This is a genomic window from Clostridiales bacterium, assembly GCA_018333995.1.
Lineage (GTDB): Bacteria > Actinomycetota > Coriobacteriia > Anaerosomatales > SLCP01 > JAGXSG01.
Window position 1 is genome coordinate 59,826 of sequence record JAGXSG010000016.1, and the last position, 18,818, is coordinate 78,643.

Below are 18,818 nucleotides of genomic sequence, written 5' to 3' on the forward strand. Positions count from 1 at the left end.
ACTCGTCAAACCAGAAGCCCGCGCACGCGCTGACGCTAATCGTCGATTTTCCCGATCATGGTGAGCTCAAAGGAGTGATCAGACTCGCCTTCGGCGACACCAGAAGACGTCCGCGTCGAAGTGCACGCAGCTTCCCGCCCGAGGCGCGCCGGGCCGGTCCGATCGCAAAAGACGGCGAAGTCGGTCCTGAGGATGCACTCTGCGAGCTGCGCGCTCGTCAAGCGAGCTACTCTCAACGCGACACTCCCATCACCGTACTTGGTCAACTTCGCTCCTGGTTTGAAAAGGCAGCCGATGCCGCAGCCGGCGTGCGTAAACTCGTCTTCTCTCACCTTATCGGCACCGGTCGCCGACGGGATGAATCGTTGCCGACAACCCGTCGTTCGTGTGCCAGTTTCAGGCAGTCGTTGAGGCAGTCGTTGTTGCCTCCTTCCCCCGCGCGGACATATCCTGGTAACGGTCGCTTAAGACACGGAAGCAACCCGGAGGAGGGGCCACTATTCGCACGCACCGGCTTCAAAGTCCGTTCGAACATTGGCGTGTAGGTCTGCTTGTCGAGTTACTAGCGTTCGGAGCGTTCATCGGCGGAGTGTCTCTGATGGCGGCGCTCATCGCCTGGGTCACCTGAGGTCCGCGCGATGTGGATACGACTCGGCTCTTCCGACCAGCGCCTCATCGTGCACTACGTCGGCGTGCTCGTGATCGGCATCGGGCTGGCTATGTCGGTCCCGCTCGTCACCGGAATCGTATGGGGTGAGTGGGCCGCCGTAACAGACTACCTTCTGGGCATGGGTGTGACCTGCACCATCGGTGCACTCATGATGAACGTTGAGACCCGTCCTGACCGGCTGCGCCAGACACACGCCCTCATCATCACCGCACTCGGTTGGCTCGTCGCTTCGATGGTCGCAGCGATTCCCCTCGCGCTTTCCGGAAACTACCTTTCCTACATTGACGCGCTATTCGACGCGATGTCGGGGTTGACGACTTCTGGGCTGACCGTGGCGCAAGATCTCGACCACATGGCTCACGCTCACAACATGTGGCGCCACCTCACCCACTTGATCGGCGGTCAAGGTATCGTCGTGGCGGCGCTATCGTTGAGTGTCGGCCTGCGCTCAGGCGGCTTCTCGCTCTACCTTGCCGAGGGACGCGACGAGCGCATCCTGCCCAACGTCATCCATACGGTACGCTTCATCTGGTTCGTGACCGCCACCTACATCGCGCTAGGAACGCTCGCACTGCTCGCGGTAACCACATATCTCGGCATGGACCCTGGGCGCGCGGTACTGCACTCATTTTGGGCTGCGGTTGCCACATACGACACGGGCGGGTTTGGTCCGCAGTCCATGAACGCCATGTACTACCACAACTTCCTTTTCGAGACGGTAACCATCTTCCTGATGATCGCGGGCTCGCTCAACTTCAACCTGCACGCGCAAGTCTGGCGAGGGGACCGAAGAGAGCTGTGGCAGAGCATCGAGGTCAGGGTTCTCGCGTCAAGCGTGGCGGCCCTCTCGGCGGTAACGGCGATCGGGTTCGCGACGACACACACGCTTGAGGCGCCGTTCGCCGCTATTCGTAAGGGCGTCTACCACGTGTTTTCAGCCCACAGCGGTGCGGGACATCAGACGCTTTACGGGTCACAGTGGCTCGCCGATGTCGGCGGAGCCGGGTTCGCCGCGATACTGATCGCCATGGCGGCCGGCGGGGCGGTTTCCTCGACAGCCGGTGGCATCAAAGCGCTACGCCTCGGAGTGATTGGAAAGGCGCTCTTGCAGCAGGTGCGTGAAGCCCTAGCGCCTCAAAGCGCGGTCATGCGTGCGCGCTACCATCACCTCGGAGAGAGATTGCTGACACCGGAGACCGTCAGCGCCTCGGCCATGGTGTTCATTATGTACATGATCACGTACGTCACCGGGGCGGTCATCGGCGCGAATTACGGATACGATCTAGGCGAGGCCGCGTTCGAGTCGATCTCGGCGACCGCAAACGTAGGGCTGTCGACAGGCATCACGTCAGCTGCGATGCCCACGGGACTCAAGCTCACCTATATGGCGCAGATGTGGGCGGGTCGCCTCGAGTTCCTCGCTGTGCTTGTGCTTGCCGCCCACATCATCACGTCGCTGGCGGGCGGTCGGCCAAAACGGTGAGGCGAATCTGTGGATCATCTCAGCACTCGACGAGACATGCCCTCGACGCGTAGACTGCGGGAGTACCCGTACCAGTATCCGGAAAGGAGCGCGACATGAGACGGACGCTGCTTGGGTGTGTGCTTGCCGGAATGCTGTCCGGGACGCTCTTCCTCACTGGATGCGGACCCGCGACGCCAGAAGAGGGAGCGGAGTCTGGCGGCAGTGACACGATCGTCCGTATCGCCGACGAGCGCATTCTCGGACAATGGACGGGTGATGACGGAGTAGTTGAGTTCCGCACCGACGGCACGCTGGTGCTCGACGACGGATCCGAAGTGCCGTTCGCGATGCCCAATCCGGACCGTATCGATGTCGAGTTCGCTGCGGGAACCCGCACATTCAACATTACATGGGACGGCGACGACCGCCACGGCGTACTGGCTACCGACAGCACGACGACCACCCCCACTTGGTACGTCCGCAAGTAGCGGACCACCGGCGCATGAACGGTCGCCTTCGCCGCATCTTCACCGTAGCGCTTGCGGCCATCACCCTCACAACCACGGTGGCGTGCGGCCTCGACGGCGGGCACCTGTTGTCGGCAGGCGTCATCTACCCCTCCATCACGCCCGACATGACAGCGGCGGGAACACGGGCCGTTTCACACACCTTCCGGTTCGAGGGCCGCGAACGGACGATCTCGGTAGCCGTCGCCGAGTCCCTCTACCAGGGAGCCCGGTCATCCACCAAGAGTGCCGTGCGCTTTGGAGGATCTGGTTCCGGCGAGTGGATCGACGAGTACTACCCGGCATTCATCTGGGACACCGAACAAGATCCGTTCTTCTCCGACCTTCTTGCGCCCCTGCGAGACATCCGCACGAGCGAGACACTCGATTTGGACCGGTACGCTGAACTCTTAGTGGCGTTCGTCCAATCGTTTGAGTACCGGACTGGCCCTGATGAGCTCGAGCCCAAGTTTCCGGTCGAGACATTTGCCGATCGCTCGGGCGACTGCGATGACAAGGCGTTGTTGCTCGCCGGACTTCTCGCCCGCGAGGGCTACGATGTCGCAATCATGCTCTTCGAGCCTGAGCAGCACGTCGCCGTCGGAGTGCGCACGAAGGGTCCTTGTTACCGAGGAACCGGCTACGCGTTCATCGAAACCACCAGCCCCGGATACATCGGCATGGTGCCAAGTGAGCTCGACGGGGGCATCACGTTGGAGAGCGCGCCGCGAGTCATCCCTATCGGTGAGGGCACCGTCGCGTACGAATCGGGACACGAGGTCGCCGCGATTCTCGCCCTGCTCGCTAACGCAGATGAGCGCATCACGGAACTCAGAGACGCCGTTTCGCGAGCTGACACGGAGATCGCAGCCGCTCGATCGCATGTCGACGCCGAGCAGGCGCGGCTGGAATCGCTCCGCGCTGGGGGCCGCCTTGACGAGCATGATGCGGGCGTCTCGGCATACAACAGCCTTGTTTCGGAGTTCAACGCCTCCGTCGAGACGCGCAACGCCATCGCGAATGACTTCAACCGCTGGGTCGAGATTCAGGCACTGATCGTCGATTCGGCCCATGACCGGCCAGCCGCGTATCGTGCCGCACGGTCGTTTTAAGCCATGATGGCCGACGGCAAGGCGATGTCTACGCTGGCACCCTCGCGATGACGCGTTCGATTTGAGCGTGATGGTGTCTGATGATTTCTCGCGGCGTCCCCCACGCCGACGCGCTCGCCGCTAGCACTTCAATGGCACCTTCAAGACTCTGCCGAGTGGGAGCGCTGTAGTCTCCACCGGCCGACTTGAACGCGCCCCTGACCGCACTCACCACGCTCCTCCTGAGACCCTCTTCATCGATCGGCAGACCGAGATCACCCTTCGCTTGTACGAAAGTCTCTCTCTGCGCGGCCATAAAACACTCTACGAGAAGATCCCGTGCACGCAGTGCGTCAAGTCCCTTGAGTTCAGCCTCACTGACGACCCATCGGTGGCACGTACGAGTGTCCATCGTCACACCCCCATCGCAACATGACGCGCTCCGGCGGCTCTCCCTCGCCCCCAGGTCGATAGTGTCAGGCGCGCCGTACCAAAGTGTGACCATCATACCCCTGGGGGCACTCCTTCTTCTGTGACGAATGAACAACTGGGCAGGACGCGGTTATTGCGGGCAGGTAAGACACCCACACCCGGACAGCTCTCGCGATAGCTCCCAGAGACGGGCCTGCTCTTGCTCATCACGGCTGGCAGCCGACGAACGATGGTGACGGCCGTTGAAGAAGTAACCGCCTGTGACGCCCTCGACGTCCGGTGAGGCCGCGAGCCATATCACGGTTTCAGCGGCCTCCTGGACGCTTCTGGCCGTCAGGGGCGAGAGCGCTCCGATCACGCGGCCCCACGCGCCGTATCCGCGAACAGCGAGCCCGGTCCCCGTCATCCCCGGGTGCACCGCGTTACACGTGACCCCCATTGGCGCGAGTCTCCGCGCCTGCTCATAGCACCACATGATGCCTGCCAACTTCGAGTGCGCGTACGCCGCAAACGGGTTCCATCCGTCACGGAGGGTGAGGTCATCAAACCGGATCCCGCGCCTGGCCGCGTAGTGCGCGTCGCTCGAGACGTGAACCACGCGAGATGGGGAAGACGCCCACATCAGCGGCTGCAGCACGCGCCAAAGCATGAAATGCGCAAGGTGATTGACTTGAAAAGTTAGCTCATTGCCATGCTCAGAGATGAGTCGCTGCGGATTGATCACCGCTGCGTTTAGCACGAGAATGTCGAGCCGGTCGTATCGGTGCACGTACTCATTTGCCGCGGCGCACACCGCGAACAGGTCGGTGAAGTCCGCGACGAGAACTTCCACCCGGTCCGTACCGGTCTGTTCGGCGATCAGATCCCTCGCGGCCTCACCACGCCGCTGGGTGCGCGCGTGCACCACGACGTCAGCGCCCATGCGCGCAAGCTCGCGCGCGGTGACAAAGCCGATACCGCTGGTCGCACCGGTTACAAGTGCCCGCTTGAACCGCAACCCGTCCATCGACGCCTCTCCGTCGTGAACTACCCCCAGGAGTATACAGCGCGCTGGTGATTAATACTAGATAATCTACCCTCGAGTGTCCGTATCCACCGCGCCCGTTCCGCTCTTCTCGCTCTTTTTGCGGTCGCTGGCGTCGAGAACCCGCTTTCGTAACCTGATTGAGCGAGGGGTGACCTCCACGAGCTCGTCGTCCTCGATGTACTCAAGCGCCTCTTCGAGTGTGAACCTCACCGGCGGCGCAAGGATGATTCCCATGTCCTTGGTCGAAGCGCGGATGTTGGTGAGCTGCTTGGCCTTGGAGACATTGACGATGAGATCCCCGGCCTTTGCGTTTTCGCCAACGACCATCCCCGCATAACACTCGTCTCCCGGTGCGACAAAAAGCGTGCCGCGCTGCTGGAGCGAGTCGAGCGCGTACGCGGCCGCCCTGTCGGTCCCCATAGCGATGAGCGAACCGTTTTGACGTCCGCCGAGCTCCCCGCGGTACGGACCGTACGCGTTGAAGTGGTGGAAGAGCGTAGCCTCCCCGCGTGTCGCGTTAAGGATGCGAGTACGCAAGCCCATCACGCCACGCGACGGGATCGAGAACTCGAGGTGGACCTGGTTGTCACGCTGCACCATGTCGAGCATCTCTCCACCACGCGCGCCAAACGCTTCGATCACCTTGCCGGCGTACTCGCTGGGCACATCGACAACGGCAAGTTCATAGGGCTCGAGCACGTCGCCGCCCTCACGCCGGTAGATGACCTGCGGACGGCCCACCTGGAACTCATAGCCCTCACGCCGCATCGTCTCCATGAGTACCGAAAGGTGCAGGACCCCTCGGCCGGCCACCTCTACCCCGGTTCGGTCCTCGACCTCCCGGATACGCATCGAGATGTTCGCCTCGGCCTCGCGCATGAGACGCTCTTTGAGCTGGCGTCCGCCTACGATCTCGCCCTCACGTCCCACGAACGGACTCGTGTTCGCCGAGAAAACCACCGCCATTGTGGGATCTTCGACGTGAATCGGGCCGAGCGTAACCGGTGCCGTGCGGCATGTGAGCATGTCGCCGATATCGACCCCGTCAACACCTACCACCGCGACGATGTCGCCCGCATGCACGTCGGTCGCCTCGACCCGCCCGAGCGCTTCGAACGTGTACAGCTGCTTGGCGGTCGCCTCGTAGCGGCTCCCGTCGTTTTTGATGACAAGCACCCGATCGCCCGTGCGCATCGTGCCCGAGAAGATGCGACCGATTCCGATCCTGCCCACGTAATCCGAGTAGCCGATCGTGCACACCTGCATCGCTACCGGCCCGTCGACATCGACATCAGGGGCGGGGATGTGCTCAAGCACGGCATCAAGGAGCGGAGTCATATCGGTGCCGCCATCGTCCGGCTGAAAGCGCGCGTAACCCTCGGCAGCCGACGCGAACACCGTTGAGAAGTCGAGTTGCGCGTCATCAGCACCGAGCTCAACCATCAGATCGAACACGGCGTCGACCGCCTCGTGGGGACGAGCGCCGGGCCGGTCGATCTTGTTGATGACTACAAGCGGTGTCAGCCCGTGCTCAAGCGCTTTCCGAAGCACAAACCGCGTCTGCGGCATTGGGCCCTCGAAAGCGTCCACGATGAGCAGAACACCATCGGCCATCTTGAGGACACGCTCAACCTCGCCGCCGAAGTCAGCGTGTCCCGGAGTGTCGATGACGTTGATCTTCACATCGCGCCAGCGGATCGAGATGTTCTTTGCGAGAATCGTAATGCCACGCTCACGCTCCTGGTCGCCACTATCAAGAACTCGCTCGACAACCTGCTGGTTCTCGCGGAACACCTCGGTGGTGTGCAAGAGCCTGTCGACCAACGTGGTCTTACCGTGGTCGACATGAGCGATGATCGCGATGTTGCGTATGTCCTCGGCGCGCATGACATGAAGCCTTTCGAAGAGTGGGTACCCGATATGCGAACCGACGATCACGGGCACCCGGGACAGCGGATAAGGGTAGCACGCCTAGCGGCGGAGTGACGAACCCGATCGGCCGTAGTCATAGTCCAATATGCGCACGCGGTCGCTGAAACGGTCATTGTACGTGAGCGTACCGTTCGTGTAGACTTTCAAATCGTAATGGTTCCGAACAATGGAGGATGACGAATGAGCATCAGGGGCACCCGTACTGAGCAGAACCTGCTGAAGTCGTTCGCAGGTGAGTCCCAGGCGCGCAACCGCTACACCTTCTACGCGTCGATCGCGAAGCAGGAGGGCTACGAGCAAATTGCCGCGCTCTTCCTCGAGACCGCCGAGAACGAGAAGGAGCATGCGAAGGTCTTCTACAAGTACCTTGAAGGCGGCGAGGTCGAGATCACCGCGGCGTATCCCGCGGGCACGCTCGGAAGTACCGCGGAAAACCTGCTCCACGCCGCCGATGGCGAGAAGATGGAGTGGGGAACTCTCTACCCGGACTTCGCGGCCACAGCCGATGCGGAGGGTTTCCCCGAGATAGCCGAGTCGTTCAGGGAGATCGCCGAAGTCGAGGAGTTCCACGAGTCCCGCTACCGTACACTCCTGGCAAACGTCGAGGGAGGCACAGTGTTTATGCGTGCAGAGACCGTCAAGTGGCACTGTCGCAACTGCGGCTACGTCCACGAGGGTCCCGAGGCGCCCGAGCTCTGTCCCGCATGCGCGCACCCGCGCGCGCACTACGAGATCCTCGCCGAGAACTACTAGGCGCTGGACCCGCACCGTTCAATGAAGGAGGGGTCCGCGCGGAACGGACCCCTCCTTCAACGGTGTCGAATCACGTTCGCGGCTTTTCGCTCAGCTCCTCGCAAACTCGTCCGGATGCGTCCCCGAGCGGCCGTCCTCTCCGCGATCAAGCACGTCGATCGCGGCTTTCTCGGTGTCTGAGAGGGCAAAGCTGAACACATCGGCGTTCTCCCGGATACGCGACGGCGTCACCGACTTGGGAATCGCGATCCCACCGTTTTGGAGCACCCAGCGGATAGCGACCTGCGCTGGGGTCACGGAGTGCCTGGCGGCTATGTCGAGCAACACGGGGTCGTCGAGCAAGCGACCGCGAGCGATCGGCGCCCACGCCTCGAGCGCGATACCATCACGCCGCAGCCGGTCGCGGAGCGCCGGTTGCTGGAGATACGGGTGGTGCTCGACCTGATCGACCATCGGCGCGATCTCGGCCACCTGGGCAAGCCCGTCCAGGTGAGAACCGAGGAAGTTGCACACACCGATAGCTCGTGCCTTGCCTGACTCGAAAGCCCGCTCCATCCCTCGCCATGTGGAAGCGTAGAGTCGGCTGATCGGCCAGTGCACGAGGTAGAGGTCTACATAGTCGAGTCCGAGCCGCCCAAGCGAGCGCTCGAGCGCGGTGAGCACACCCTGCTCGCCTTGCTCATCGTTCCAGCACTTCGTTGCGATGAAGACCTCGCCGCGGGCGATACCGCTGTCGCGAAGTGCTCGTCCCACCTCGGCCTCGTTGCCGTAAAGCGACGCTGTGTCGATGCTGCGATACCCCACATCGAGCGCCTCTCGCACAGACGTGTACGCCTCATCGCCGCGAATCTTAAACGTCCCAAAACCAAGAACCGGCATCTCCACACCGTTTGCCAGCGTGACCGTAGTGTCGATCGAAAGCTCCATCGGCCGACCACCTCCTCGCCTCTCTATTCCCGAACCGTGCACGTGCACGGTACTCTTCGTACAGAATCGCACCGCGACCAAGGAGCGCGCATGCCCCCCACCGACGAACGGATCCGTTACGCCACCACCCGCACGACGCTCGGCCAACTACTCGTCGCCTGCAGCGACGCAGGCATCTGCGCGGTCTCGCTCGGGAACAACGATGCCGAGCTCCTCGCCGGACTCAAGAGCCGGTTCCCACGCGCACAGATCGAACCGGCCAACTCTGCAATGGAGTTCCCGGTCGAGGCGATCGCGACAATCGTCGAGGAACCCGCCTCGGCACGTCCGGATACGCTGTCGCTTGACATGCGCGGGACTCCATTCCAGCTCTCTGTGTGGAGCGCGCTCACCGAAATAGAGCCCGGAACGACCATCACGTACGGCGAACTCGCGCGGCGCGTGGGGCGCCCAACTGCGGTCCGTGCCGTCGCGCGAGCGTGTGGCGCGAATCCTGTCGGCGTTCTCGTCCCGTGCCACCGCGTGATCGGCGCTGACGGCTCACTCACCGGATACGCCTCTGGGGTGGAGCGCAAAGCCGCTCTGCTCGAACGCGAAGGTGTTCGGTAGCCCTCAAAGCCGCCCCTTCGCGGCACTGCGCGGTGCCCATGCCTACCCGTCCGCGCGCTCAACCGGACACGCGAGCAGCGCACGCAGTTCCGCAAGTGACTCATCGCTGCCAAGCGCGAACAGCTCGTCTTTGGCGTCGATGATCGTCCTCCCGGTGGGAACGAAGACCCGCTCTCCTCGTTTCAACATGACGACGAGCGGCTTGCTCGGTCCGCCAAGATCGAGTAAGCGTGCGCCCACCCCCGGTGAGCAGTCTTCGACGATGAGCCGCTCGACGGTGATGCCTATATCTTCGGGCGTACGCACGTCGATGGGAAATGCCTGGCCTGTGAGGAGATCGACCGCCTGGTCGGCCGCGTCGACAAACGGCAGCAGCACGAGGTCGGCGCCGGAGGCCTTGAGTTTCTCGGCTTCCGCGTCTGAATGCGCTGTCAGCGCGACCTTGCCCTGGTAGCCGTGCACTCGGAGCGCGTGCAGGAGCGACAGGTTGACGTCCATGACAGGCGTTGTGCTCACGATCCAGCGTGCCTGCCCAAGCGGCAGTGTCCCGGTAAGCTCAGGGTCGTCCGCATCCCCGTACTGGGTCGGCACTCCACGACTGCGCGCCTCGCGTATCGCCGCAGGGTCGAAGTCCACGCCGAGGACGTGCAGCCCGCGCCCCAGGAGGCCATCGGCGACTCGCGATCCAAACCTGCCAAGACCGAACACGATCGCATCGACGCGTGCGGGTCCGATGTCGCCCTCCTCGGCGGCGATCTCACGAAACGGCCGCTGCCGTTCGAAAAACCGCAGCGGCCTCTCGAACCGGTCGTAGATCGAGTGAGAGTACAAGATGAGGTAGGTGGAAAGCGCGATTGTGATTATGCCTACCACCGTGATCAGGCCGAGCGTCTCGGAGCCGATGTGACCGAGTGAGACGCCGAGCGCCGCTAAAATGAGTGAGAACTCACTGATCTGCGCGACGGTCAACCCGGCAAGGAAGCCGGTGCGGCGTCGATACCCCATGAAGCCCATGATGCCCACCACGATAAGCGGGTTTCCAACGAGCACAAACACCGAAAGCACGAGCGCCGGAACGATCTGATCGCCGATGGTCGTGACGTCCAGCTTGCTTCCCAGGTCGATAAAGAAGAACAGCAGGAGGAAGTCGCGAACGCTCGTCAAACGAGAAGCGATCGCCTCGCGAAACTTGGTAGACGCGAGCGAGAACCCCGCAAGGAACGCCCCAACCTCCTTACTGAAACCAAGACCGTCCCCGAGCGCGGCGAGCGAAATCGCCCACGCTATCGCCGTCATCACGAGCAGCTCCGGAGAGCGCGCGACCCGCTCGAGAACCCGGGGGATGACAAAGCGCATGAGAACCATGATGAGTGCGACAAACGCCGCGCCCGTTAGAAGCACCCTCAGCAGCACAGATGGCAACGCGACGCCGTCGTCACCGCCAAAGGCGGAAAGCACGATCATGACGATCACGACGACTATGTCTTGCACGATCAAGAACCCGACCGCGATGCGTCCGTGCAGCGAATCGATCTCGCGTTTGTCCGACAACAATTTGACGATGATGATCGTGCTAGAAAAGGTGAGGGCGACGGCGATGTAGATCGCCGCGGTGGTTCCATAGCCAAGCATGAGCGCGATGACGAACCCGACACCTGACGTGAACGCCACCTGGCCCAGACCAGTCGCAAGCGCAACCGGGCCGACGCTCGAGATGAGTCCAATATCGAGCTTCAAGCCCACGACAAACAGCAGAATCGCAATGCCGATGCTTGCGAACAGCTCGATTTGGCTGGTGGCCGTCACCCAGCCGAGCACTGCGGGACCCACAAAGATGCCTGCCGCGATGTAGGAGATGATGAGCGGCTGGCGCAGGGCGGTTCCTATCGCCCCAAACACGCCGGCGATTGCAAGCGTCGCAGCTATCTCGTAATAGACACTCGCGAACAAGCAGGAACTCCCCTGGATCGAAGGCGTCGGATCCATTGTACGCCAACCCGGCTTCGCGTCCCGCCGCCGCGCGGGATACCTACGCCAGCAGTTTGCGCACGACCGCGACGACCTCGATCTCCGGCTCGACTTCTGTGTCGTGCTGCAGCAAGCGTGTCCCCGCGAGGATGATTCCACCGATAAACGTCACGGTCATTGCGGTCGACCCGGACACGTGGAACTCTCCGCTCTTCACACCTGACTCGACCCATTCCGAGATCAGCTCAGTGTAGGCGCTCAGAAACACCCTCTCTCCGATCTCGAACCGCTCTGCAAACTCACTCGTCTTGTGCTCTCGCCACCAGTCGCGGGTCGTACGGAAGATGATGCCGATGAGTCCTTCGATCTTCTCGGCACACGTGCCAAGACCGTCGAGCGCTCCGGTGATCCGCGTCTTCTCCTCGACAGCCATCTCCTGCAAGACGTGCCGGAAAATGTCATCTTTGCTCTTAAAGTGCACGTACACGGTCTTCTTGGAGATGTGGAGCTCACGAGCAATGTCTTCAACAGATGTTGTGCGGAGGCCAACATCTTCGATGTGCCGTCGGAAACTCGCGACGATCTCGCTCTTGGTAACAGCCACTCGTTCGACCTCCGTCCCCCAAGGAAACCGTTCTTACGTTTCAGTTTCCATTATCGCTCCTGCTCGAAGGCCGGTCAACGCGCTCGCGGCCGCGTCTGTAGCCGAGAGGTGACGATGCGATGGCGACAGGCGGCTCCGCCCCAAAAAGGGAGCGGGCCGTCGCCGGCGGGATGAACCGGTGACGGCCGCGCGGGAGCAGCGGGAGACGTGTCGCGGATCAGAACACGGACGCGACTATGGCGGCAACGACCGCCAATCCTGCAATGAGGAGCGTGCGGCCGAGATACACGGCCCTGTCGCTGAAGCTGTCCTGCATCATCGGTGATCACTCCTTCGCAACTGAACGGGCTTCTTCCTGTCTACCAGTATCGGCTATGGATTCTTTCAGTCATATAGCCAACCACTTGATATTCATTTAAGATATACTTCATGTTCAACATCCAGCGCATGCGCATCCTGCGGGAAGTGGCGGCCCGTGGCGGGATCTCGGCGGCGGCAGAAGCTCTCTACCTGTCGCCGTCGGCAGTCTCACAGCAGATGGCGGTATTAGAGCGAGAAGTAGGCATCCCACTGCTCGAAAGAGTGGGACGCGGCGTGCGGGTGACGGCTGCGGGCGAGCGGCTCGTCGCCCACACCGAGCGAGTCCTTACGGTGCTCGAAGAGGCCCGCGCCGATCTTGAGGACATTTCCGCGGGTATCGCGGGCCCGCTCCACACCTGTGCGTTTCCCACCGCGGCACGCGCGTTGCTCGTCCCCGCGCTGGCGCGCCTGCGCGCGAACCACCCACGGATCCGTCCCACCATGAACGACCTGGAACCCGAGGAGAGCGTCCCGCTTCTCAAGCTCGGTGAGCTCGACGTCATCATCTCGTACGGTTTCGATCGCTTGCCTGAGCGTCCCGACCCAGGGATCGAACGCCTCCACCTCATGACCGAACCGCTCGACATCGCCCTGTCCGCGTCACATCCGTACGCGAACTCCTCACGCGCGATCAGCCTTGCCGTCCTGAGTTCCGAGCAGTGGGTAGTCGGGCGCGACGGATCACCATTTATGGATGTCATGATCAAACTGGGAGGCGAATCGGGCTTCGAACCGCGGATCGATCTGCACTCAAACGACTACCAGGTCATACTTGCAGCCGTGGCCGCCGGACTCGGTGTGGCGCTCGTGCCACCGCTTGCTCGTTTCGCCGAGTATCCCGGTGTCGTATTCCGGCGGCCCGACGACATCACCGTAAACCGTCACGTCGTCGCCGTCATCCGCAGCGGCAGCGGCCGCTTGCCAGCGATAGCGGCCGCTCTCGATGAGCTCAGAGCGGTTGCCCGCGAGATCGAGACGAACGTCACCCCTCCCCGATAGCCGCGATGAACTCCGCGATGCGCTCGGCGTCGTTTCCTTCAGCCAGCGGTTCCGCCGCTTGAAGTACGGTGAGGGCGCGCCCGCGCTCGGCCTCGGCCCTTTCCGGTTCTCGCGCGAGCTCAAAAGCGTCGGCGCGCGCCGATAGTACTTCACCCAGCAACCGAGCCCTCACGACGTCGAGCTGTCCGCCAGACGAAAGAAACGTCACGAGTCCGTCACCTGTAAGCGCGTCGGCGAGAGTGATGGGCGTGTCGAGCAACGCCTCCACCGCGTCGCGCGCGATCTCAAGCGAATCATCCGGACGCTGTTCGCGCACAGCGTGCACCATCGCCCGGAGCATCTGCCCCACTGACGCGATCAGGCGCAAGATGTAATCGCGTTCGTACACGTCCGCCCTAAGTGCCGTCATGGCCTACGTCAACAACCAGGATACCCGAACCTGACTCCTGCCAACTGACGATCCTGAACCTCCGAAATATTCACTTGATGGCCACTCGCCGTGCGACCTCCTCGAAACCGACAAAGTACGGTTTGTCCGGACTCTTGTGGAACATGTCCATCGCAAACTCGAACTCTCCGCGCGCGCCGCGGTCGGCGTGCAACGCGACAAAGAGGGTGTCGGTAAGCATTTCGTCGTCGAGCTCAACGCGAACTTCCTTCGAGACACCACGTGGCACCGCGGCAAGACCGACGCGCATCCCCGGAGACCCGTTGTCATCGAGGTGGACCACCAGCCACGAGTCGTCAGGAGCAAGGACCTCCTCTACCATGATCGCGTCCGTTGCGCCAGGCTGGTCCTCAGTCTCAAGAGCAACGTTATCCTCGGCCACGATCACGCCGACCATCATGTAATCTTTCGCTTGCGACTCGGCGAACACAGCCGCCGTGAACGCTCCAAAAAGCGCCACGCCAAGGACTCCGAGCGCTATGGATACCGATCTTTTCATCGGACATCTCCTTTCGTGTCTATGCCGTCCGGCGCAAGCTCGGGCGGAATCGGCGGAGAAGGAGCGAGCTCGTGACGACGCTGACGCTGGACAAGGCCATCGCCGCGCCCGCCAACTCGGGTCGCAATAAGCCGAGCGCGGCGATCGGGATGCCGAGCGAGTTGTAGCCAAGCGCCCAGACAAAGTTCCAGCGAATGCGCCGGATGGTCGCCCGTGACAACTCGATTGCGGTGACAACATCACGCAGGTCGTCCTTCATGAGCACGATACCGCCGGTCTCCATCGCCACATCCGTACCCGCCCCCATCGCGATGCCGATGTCCGCCTGAGCGAGCGCGGGGGTGTCGTTGATGCCATCGCCGACCATCGCCACACGTCTACCCGCCGCCTGCAACGCGGCGACCTCGGCGGCCTTGTGCTCTGGAAGCACCTCTGCGAGAACGTGGTCCGCCGGGATTCCGGCGGCTTGCGCAATCGCTTCGGCGGTCCGGCGATTGTCGCCGGTGATCATGTAGACATCGACACCCATCTCAAGCAGACGTGCGACTGCGGCGCGGGAGCTCTCCTTGAGTGTGTCCGCGACCGCGATAAGCCCCGCTGGCGCACCGTCAATCGCAGCTATCATGACCGTCTTGCCTTCGAGCTCGAGCGCTCCAAGACGAGAAAGGTACGCGCCTAAATCGCACGACTCGTGCTCCATGAGTCTGCGATTGCCGAGCACCACCCGCCTGCCATCGACAACGCCGCGCACCCCGTGACCAGGTATCGCCTCGAAACCTGTCACAGAGGGCAGATCGAGCCCCGCCGCTTTCGCATGCGCAACGATCGCCTCAGCGAGCGGGTGCTCACTCGATCGCTCGAGCGCGGCGGAAAGCCTCAAGAACTCCTCGGCATCAAAAGCTTCTGAGAATACTTCGTACTCCGTAACGACCGGACGGCCATAAGTGAGCGTGCCTGTCTTGTCGAAGATGATCGCGTCGACCTCGTGTGTGGTCTCGAGGGCTTCTCCGCTCTTGATGAGGATACCGTTCTCGGCGCCCTTGCCGGTCCCGACCATGATCGCGGTCGGCGTGGCGAGCCCGAGAGCGCACGGACATGCGATGACGAGCACCGCCGTAGCAACAAGCAGGGCCTTGACGAACGGAGTGAACTCTCCGATCGCACCCGGAAACATCGCTGGACCGAGGAAGAGCCAGACAGCAAACGTCACGAACGCGATCGCGACTACCGCCGGCACGAAGACTGAGCTGATGCGGTCGGCAAAACGCTGTATCGGCGCTTTCGAGCCCTGCGCGTCCTCAACGAGCCGGATGATCTGCGCTAGCGCGGTGTCCCTGCCTACCTTGGTCGCACGGAATCTCAGTGCGCCCAACTTGTTCATGGTCGCGCCGATGACCGTGTCGCCCTCGTGTTTCTCGACGGGGATCGACTCGCCGGTAAGCATCGACTCGTCCACCGACGATCTTCCCTCGACAACTACGCCATCAACCGGAATCTTCTCCCCCGGCCGCACGATGACCACATCTCCTACCGCAACGTGCTCAACGGGAATGTCGATCTCCTCACCGCCCCGCACCACGCGCGCGGTCTTGGCGGCCAGCCCCATGAGCTTCTTGATCGCGTCTCCCGTCTTTCCCTTCGCACGCGCTTCAAGCAACTTGCCGAGCAGGACGAAGGTGATAAGCATCGCGGCGACCTCGTAGAATACGGGCTCCTCCACCAGCCAAAAGGTCGCGACGACGCTGTAGAAGTATGCCGCCGAAGTGCCGATCGCGATTAGGGTATCCATGTTGCCGACCCGTCGCTTGATCGCGTGCCAGAATCCTCGGTAGAACTGGGCACCCGCCACGAACTGTACCGGCGTAGCAAGCACGAGGCCCATGTACTTCATGACCATGTGCGGATCCCATGCGCCCCCCACCCACTCGGCGAGCCACGACGCCACCATGACGGGAACGACGTCCATGAACGGCGGCACCATCGTGAAAAGGAGTGCCGGAATCGCGAGTGACGCGCTCATCACGAGAAGCGCGCGCTGGTGGCGAAGGTGCCGCTGTTGCGCCTCCTTCTGCGCGTCGCGTGCGCCATCGGCCGTCGTACCCCCGTCCGGTCCAGTGACCACAGTGGCGGCGTAGCCAGCGCCTTTCACCGCGCCAACGATCTGGTCAACGCTGACCATGCCGGGGTCGAACGTCACGACCACCGTCTCAGTAGCCAGGTTGACCGCCGCCCGAGAGATGCCCTCGATCCTGCCAAGCGTCTTTTCGATAACAGCAACACACGACGCGCACGTCATGCCCGTGACCGCAAGCGTGATCCCCGCCTCCTGCGGTGTGCCCCCCGAGCTGCCAGGGCCGTCACTTCCCGCGTGTATGGGTGCCGCTTCAAGAGGGATGGCTGAGTACCCCACCGCGCGCACCGCCTCGAGAACCGCTTCTGCATCGACGAGGGTCGGGTCGATCGTCACCGCCGCCCGTTCGGTCGCGAGGTTCACATCGACGCGCTCCACACCTTCGATGCGGCCGAGCGTCTTTTCGATGACGGCAACGCACGACGCGCACGTCATCCCTCCGACGCCGATCTTGACTTCCTGCCTCTCATCTACGCTCACCGTGCGTCACCTACTCCACGACAATCGAGCCGAATACCATCTCCATACCACAAGAAAACCCGTACTCCCCGGGCACGAGCGCTGGAATGCGCACCGTCTTGGGGCCACTCACCAAATCCTCGAAGAATCCGAGTTCCTCAGACATGACCTGAGCCATGCAGCCGAACCCCTGGCTAAACGTGATCTCAAGCGGTACTCCCGCAATCGCCCGGATCACGTTCGGGTCGTATCCGGCGCTCGCGTCAACCATGATGCGCTGCACGTCGCCCTCTACTACCGCAACACCTTCCACGACCTCACCACTCCCGGCGTTTCCGCAACACGCGCACCCAGCACCCGAGCCTCCAGCACCCGGCGCCGAGACGCTTGTGGACCCGTCGGGCGCCCACTCAGGAGAGCTCTTGGCGACGGCGAATCGGTAGCTCGCAAAAAATACGATCGCCAGCAGCGCCGCGACTAGAATGTAGCGCATCATCGCAGTCGAATCGCCCAACGGCCCGCCGCGTTCATTTATCGATGTCTGTGCCATGATCATGTTCCTTTCACCGTGCGCCGTGAGGCGCGTATCTTTCCTTGAGTGCCGCACGTCCCTGCTACGCAAACTGCCCGCCCATCGCGAGGCCGGCGATGACCGCCGCTCCGGCAAGCACGATAATGAGTACTATCGTGCCCAGCGGAAACCCGAACAGTGCCGTCTCGCTCGCCACCGGTGATGAAGCGCATTCTGTCGCCTGGCCCGGCCGTGCGACACCCCCGGCACGTCGCGGGCGTGTCGCGTACAAGCCGATAAGTACGGCGACGATGGCCACAAACGCCACGAGGGGTGTTCGATCCGTCGTAGCGACTGCCGCTCCTACCTGAAGCGTACCGGACATCATTCCCATCTGACAGGTGAGAGAGTACGATCCGGCCGCCGTTGCCGGAATCTCGACGGCGGTGATGCCAAAGGGTGTGAGATCCTGCAACACTCCGATCTGCGGGATCCATAGCTGATCCGAGCATACATTTGCTTCCTGACGATCCACGATGAGCCGCACCGGCTGATCCGCCGGGATCGCTACGACCGCGGGCTGAAACCGGGTGTTGACGATCGACAGCGGAATCTCGACTACCCCGTCTTCGCCCACCTCGAAGTCAACGAGTAGCTCGACAGCGGGCCCGCCCACGATCGCTTCCCGGATAGAGGTGGCGGTCACCGGAGATCCCAGCATCATCGCTCCTCGATCTAACATGACCAGGCCAAGCACGATCACGATCACGGCCGCGAATAGCATCATGCGCGCCTTGAAACGCGCGCTCAACATCCCTGAGACAGTTCCGAAACCAAGCATGAGTGGCGCGGTTCCAACTCCGAAGCCAAGCATGACGAGCGCCCCGGCAAGCGGTGACCCCGCACCGGCCGCAGCGAGCTGGGCGGCTTGTAGCGGACCGCAAGGCATGAGTCCAGTGAGCAATCCAAAGGTGAGCGGGGTAGCAATGCTCGATTTCCCCTGCTCGGCGTCGGACACGGCCTTTCGCCGCGTACGTTGAAGTGCGCGCACAAGGAACGCCGGAGGTCTGAGCGCCAACGACCGGAGCCCCGGCACCCGCCCAGTCATGCTGACGCCGAGCAGAATCATGAACGCTCCGGCTAGAGCCATGACCCAGCCCCGGACGCCATCCAAATCGAAGGCCGAGCCGATCACGCCTAGCGCGAGCCCGACGATTACGTAACTGACTATCTTCGCGCTTTGATACGCAAGGTGCGGGGTGAGCCGCTGTGCGATGGTGCCGTCAGTCGTTCCTTTGATCGCGTAACTGACCACCATGAAGCCGCACATCGTCACACAGTGAACACTGGTGATGAGCCCCACACCCAACCAGGGAAGAAAGAAATCCACCTTCTGCTCCTCGTACGTGTAGACACGGACGGACAAC

18 protein-coding genes are annotated in these 18,818 nt (G+C 62.4%); 6 read left to right on the forward strand and 12 right to left on the reverse strand.

The features are described 5' to 3' along the window. Positions 1 to 35 precede the first annotated feature (35 nt). Positions 36 to 332, reverse strand: coding sequence for a hypothetical protein (locus tag KGZ40_04930; GenBank protein MBS3956853.1), 297 nt, complete (start codon positions 330 to 332; stop codon positions 36 to 38). Between the two features lie 306 nt (positions 333 to 638). Between KGZ40_04930 and KGZ40_04935 the strand changes: the two genes are divergently transcribed. The 3 genes from KGZ40_04935 to KGZ40_04945 all read left to right on the forward strand — a co-directional run bounded on the left by KGZ40_04935 (position 639) and on the right by KGZ40_04945 (position 3,753). Continuing rightward, positions 639 to 2,153: a TrkH family potassium uptake protein gene (locus KGZ40_04935; protein ID MBS3956854.1), complete on the forward strand. Its 1,515-nt coding sequence runs from the start codon at positions 639 to 641 to the stop codon at positions 2,151 to 2,153. A gap of 95 nt (positions 2,154 to 2,248) precedes the next feature. Continuing rightward, the gene (locus KGZ40_04940; protein ID MBS3956855.1) at positions 2,249 to 2,623 is read left to right on the forward strand and encodes a hypothetical protein; all 375 of its coding nucleotides are present in this window, start codon (positions 2,249 to 2,251) and stop codon (positions 2,621 to 2,623) included. Positions 2,624 to 2,637: 14 nt separating this feature from the next. Next, the gene (locus KGZ40_04945; GenBank protein MBS3956856.1) at positions 2,638 to 3,753 is read left to right on the forward strand and encodes a hypothetical protein; all 1,116 of its coding nucleotides are present in this window, start codon (positions 2,638 to 2,640) and stop codon (positions 3,751 to 3,753) included. A 28-nt stretch (positions 3,754 to 3,781) separates the two neighbouring features. Here KGZ40_04945 and KGZ40_04950 read toward each other — a convergent pair whose 3' ends face one another. The 3 genes from KGZ40_04950 to typA form a co-directional block, all read right to left on the reverse strand. Further along, positions 3,782 to 4,240 carry a hypothetical protein gene (locus KGZ40_04950; GenBank protein ID MBS3956857.1) on the reverse strand — a complete coding sequence of 153 codons (459 nt, stop codon included), beginning with the start codon at positions 4,238 to 4,240 and terminating at the stop codon, positions 3,782 to 3,784. A gap of 54 nt (positions 4,241 to 4,294) precedes the next feature. Beyond that, a complete protein-coding gene (locus KGZ40_04955; GenBank protein MBS3956858.1) occupies positions 4,295 to 5,170 on the reverse strand; it encodes an SDR family oxidoreductase in 876 nt (291 codons plus the stop codon). Positions 5,171 to 5,236: 66 nt separating this feature from the next. After that, on the reverse strand, positions 5,237 to 7,078 hold the full coding sequence (gene typA / locus KGZ40_04960) for a translational GTPase TypA (GenBank protein ID MBS3956859.1): 1,842 nt from the start codon (positions 7,076 to 7,078) through the stop codon (positions 5,237 to 5,239). Between the two features lie 225 nt (positions 7,079 to 7,303). Between typA and KGZ40_04965 the strand changes: the two genes are divergently transcribed. Then, positions 7,304 to 7,876, forward strand: coding sequence for a rubrerythrin family protein (locus KGZ40_04965; protein MBS3956860.1), 573 nt, complete (start codon positions 7,304 to 7,306; stop codon positions 7,874 to 7,876). A gap of 90 nt (positions 7,877 to 7,966) precedes the next feature. Here KGZ40_04965 and KGZ40_04970 read toward each other — a convergent pair whose 3' ends face one another. Then, entirely contained in the window at positions 7,967 to 8,803 is an 837-nt protein-coding gene (locus KGZ40_04970) for an aldo/keto reductase (GenBank protein MBS3956861.1), read from the reverse strand. 90 nt (positions 8,804 to 8,893) lie between these two features. Between KGZ40_04970 and KGZ40_04975 the strand changes: the two genes are divergently transcribed. Next, positions 8,894 to 9,412 (forward strand): methylated-DNA--[protein]-cysteine S-methyltransferase, encoded by a 519-nt coding sequence (locus KGZ40_04975; GenBank protein MBS3956862.1) that lies wholly within the window; start codon positions 8,894 to 8,896, stop codon positions 9,410 to 9,412. A gap of 42 nt (positions 9,413 to 9,454) precedes the next feature. On the opposite strand, the gene KGZ40_04980 is transcribed toward KGZ40_04975, so the two are convergent. Both KGZ40_04980 and KGZ40_04985 read right to left on the reverse strand, forming a co-directional pair. Continuing rightward, positions 9,455 to 11,362 (reverse strand): cation:proton antiporter, encoded by a 1,908-nt coding sequence (locus tag KGZ40_04980; protein MBS3956863.1) that lies wholly within the window; start codon positions 11,360 to 11,362, stop codon positions 9,455 to 9,457. A 79-nt stretch (positions 11,363 to 11,441) separates the two neighbouring features. Then, positions 11,442 to 11,984, reverse strand: coding sequence for a TetR/AcrR family transcriptional regulator (locus tag KGZ40_04985; GenBank protein MBS3956864.1), 543 nt, complete (start codon positions 11,982 to 11,984; stop codon positions 11,442 to 11,444). Between the two features lie 429 nt (positions 11,985 to 12,413). Between KGZ40_04985 and KGZ40_04990 the strand changes: the two genes are divergently transcribed. Next, complete coding sequence (locus KGZ40_04990; GenBank protein MBS3956865.1) at positions 12,414 to 13,343, forward strand: LysR family transcriptional regulator; 930 nt, start codon at positions 12,414 to 12,416, stop codon at positions 13,341 to 13,343. Here KGZ40_04990 and KGZ40_04995 read toward each other — a convergent pair. From KGZ40_04995 to KGZ40_05015, 5 genes are all read right to left on the reverse strand, one after another. Further along, a complete protein-coding gene (locus KGZ40_04995) occupies positions 13,327 to 13,752 on the reverse strand; it encodes a hypothetical protein (protein MBS3956866.1) in 426 nt (141 codons plus the stop codon). The genes KGZ40_04990 and KGZ40_04995 overlap by 17 nt on opposite strands. A gap of 70 nt (positions 13,753 to 13,822) precedes the next feature. Further along, a complete protein-coding gene (locus tag KGZ40_05000; protein MBS3956867.1) occupies positions 13,823 to 14,290 on the reverse strand; it encodes a hypothetical protein in 468 nt (155 codons plus the stop codon). Between the two features lie 19 nt (positions 14,291 to 14,309). Next, a complete protein-coding gene (locus KGZ40_05005) occupies positions 14,310 to 16,856 on the reverse strand; it encodes a copper-translocating P-type ATPase (GenBank protein ID MBS3956868.1) in 2,547 nt (848 codons plus the stop codon). Positions 16,857 to 16,911: 55 nt separating this feature from the next. Then, positions 16,912 to 17,430, reverse strand: coding sequence for a cupredoxin domain-containing protein (locus KGZ40_05010; protein MBS3956869.1), 519 nt, complete (start codon positions 17,428 to 17,430; stop codon positions 16,912 to 16,914). A gap of 64 nt (positions 17,431 to 17,494) precedes the next feature. Then, positions 17,495 to 18,781: a sulfite exporter TauE/SafE family protein gene (locus KGZ40_05015; protein MBS3956870.1), complete on the reverse strand. Its 1,287-nt coding sequence runs from the start codon at positions 18,779 to 18,781 to the stop codon at positions 17,495 to 17,497. Between the last annotated feature and the right edge of the window lie 37 nt (positions 18,782 to 18,818).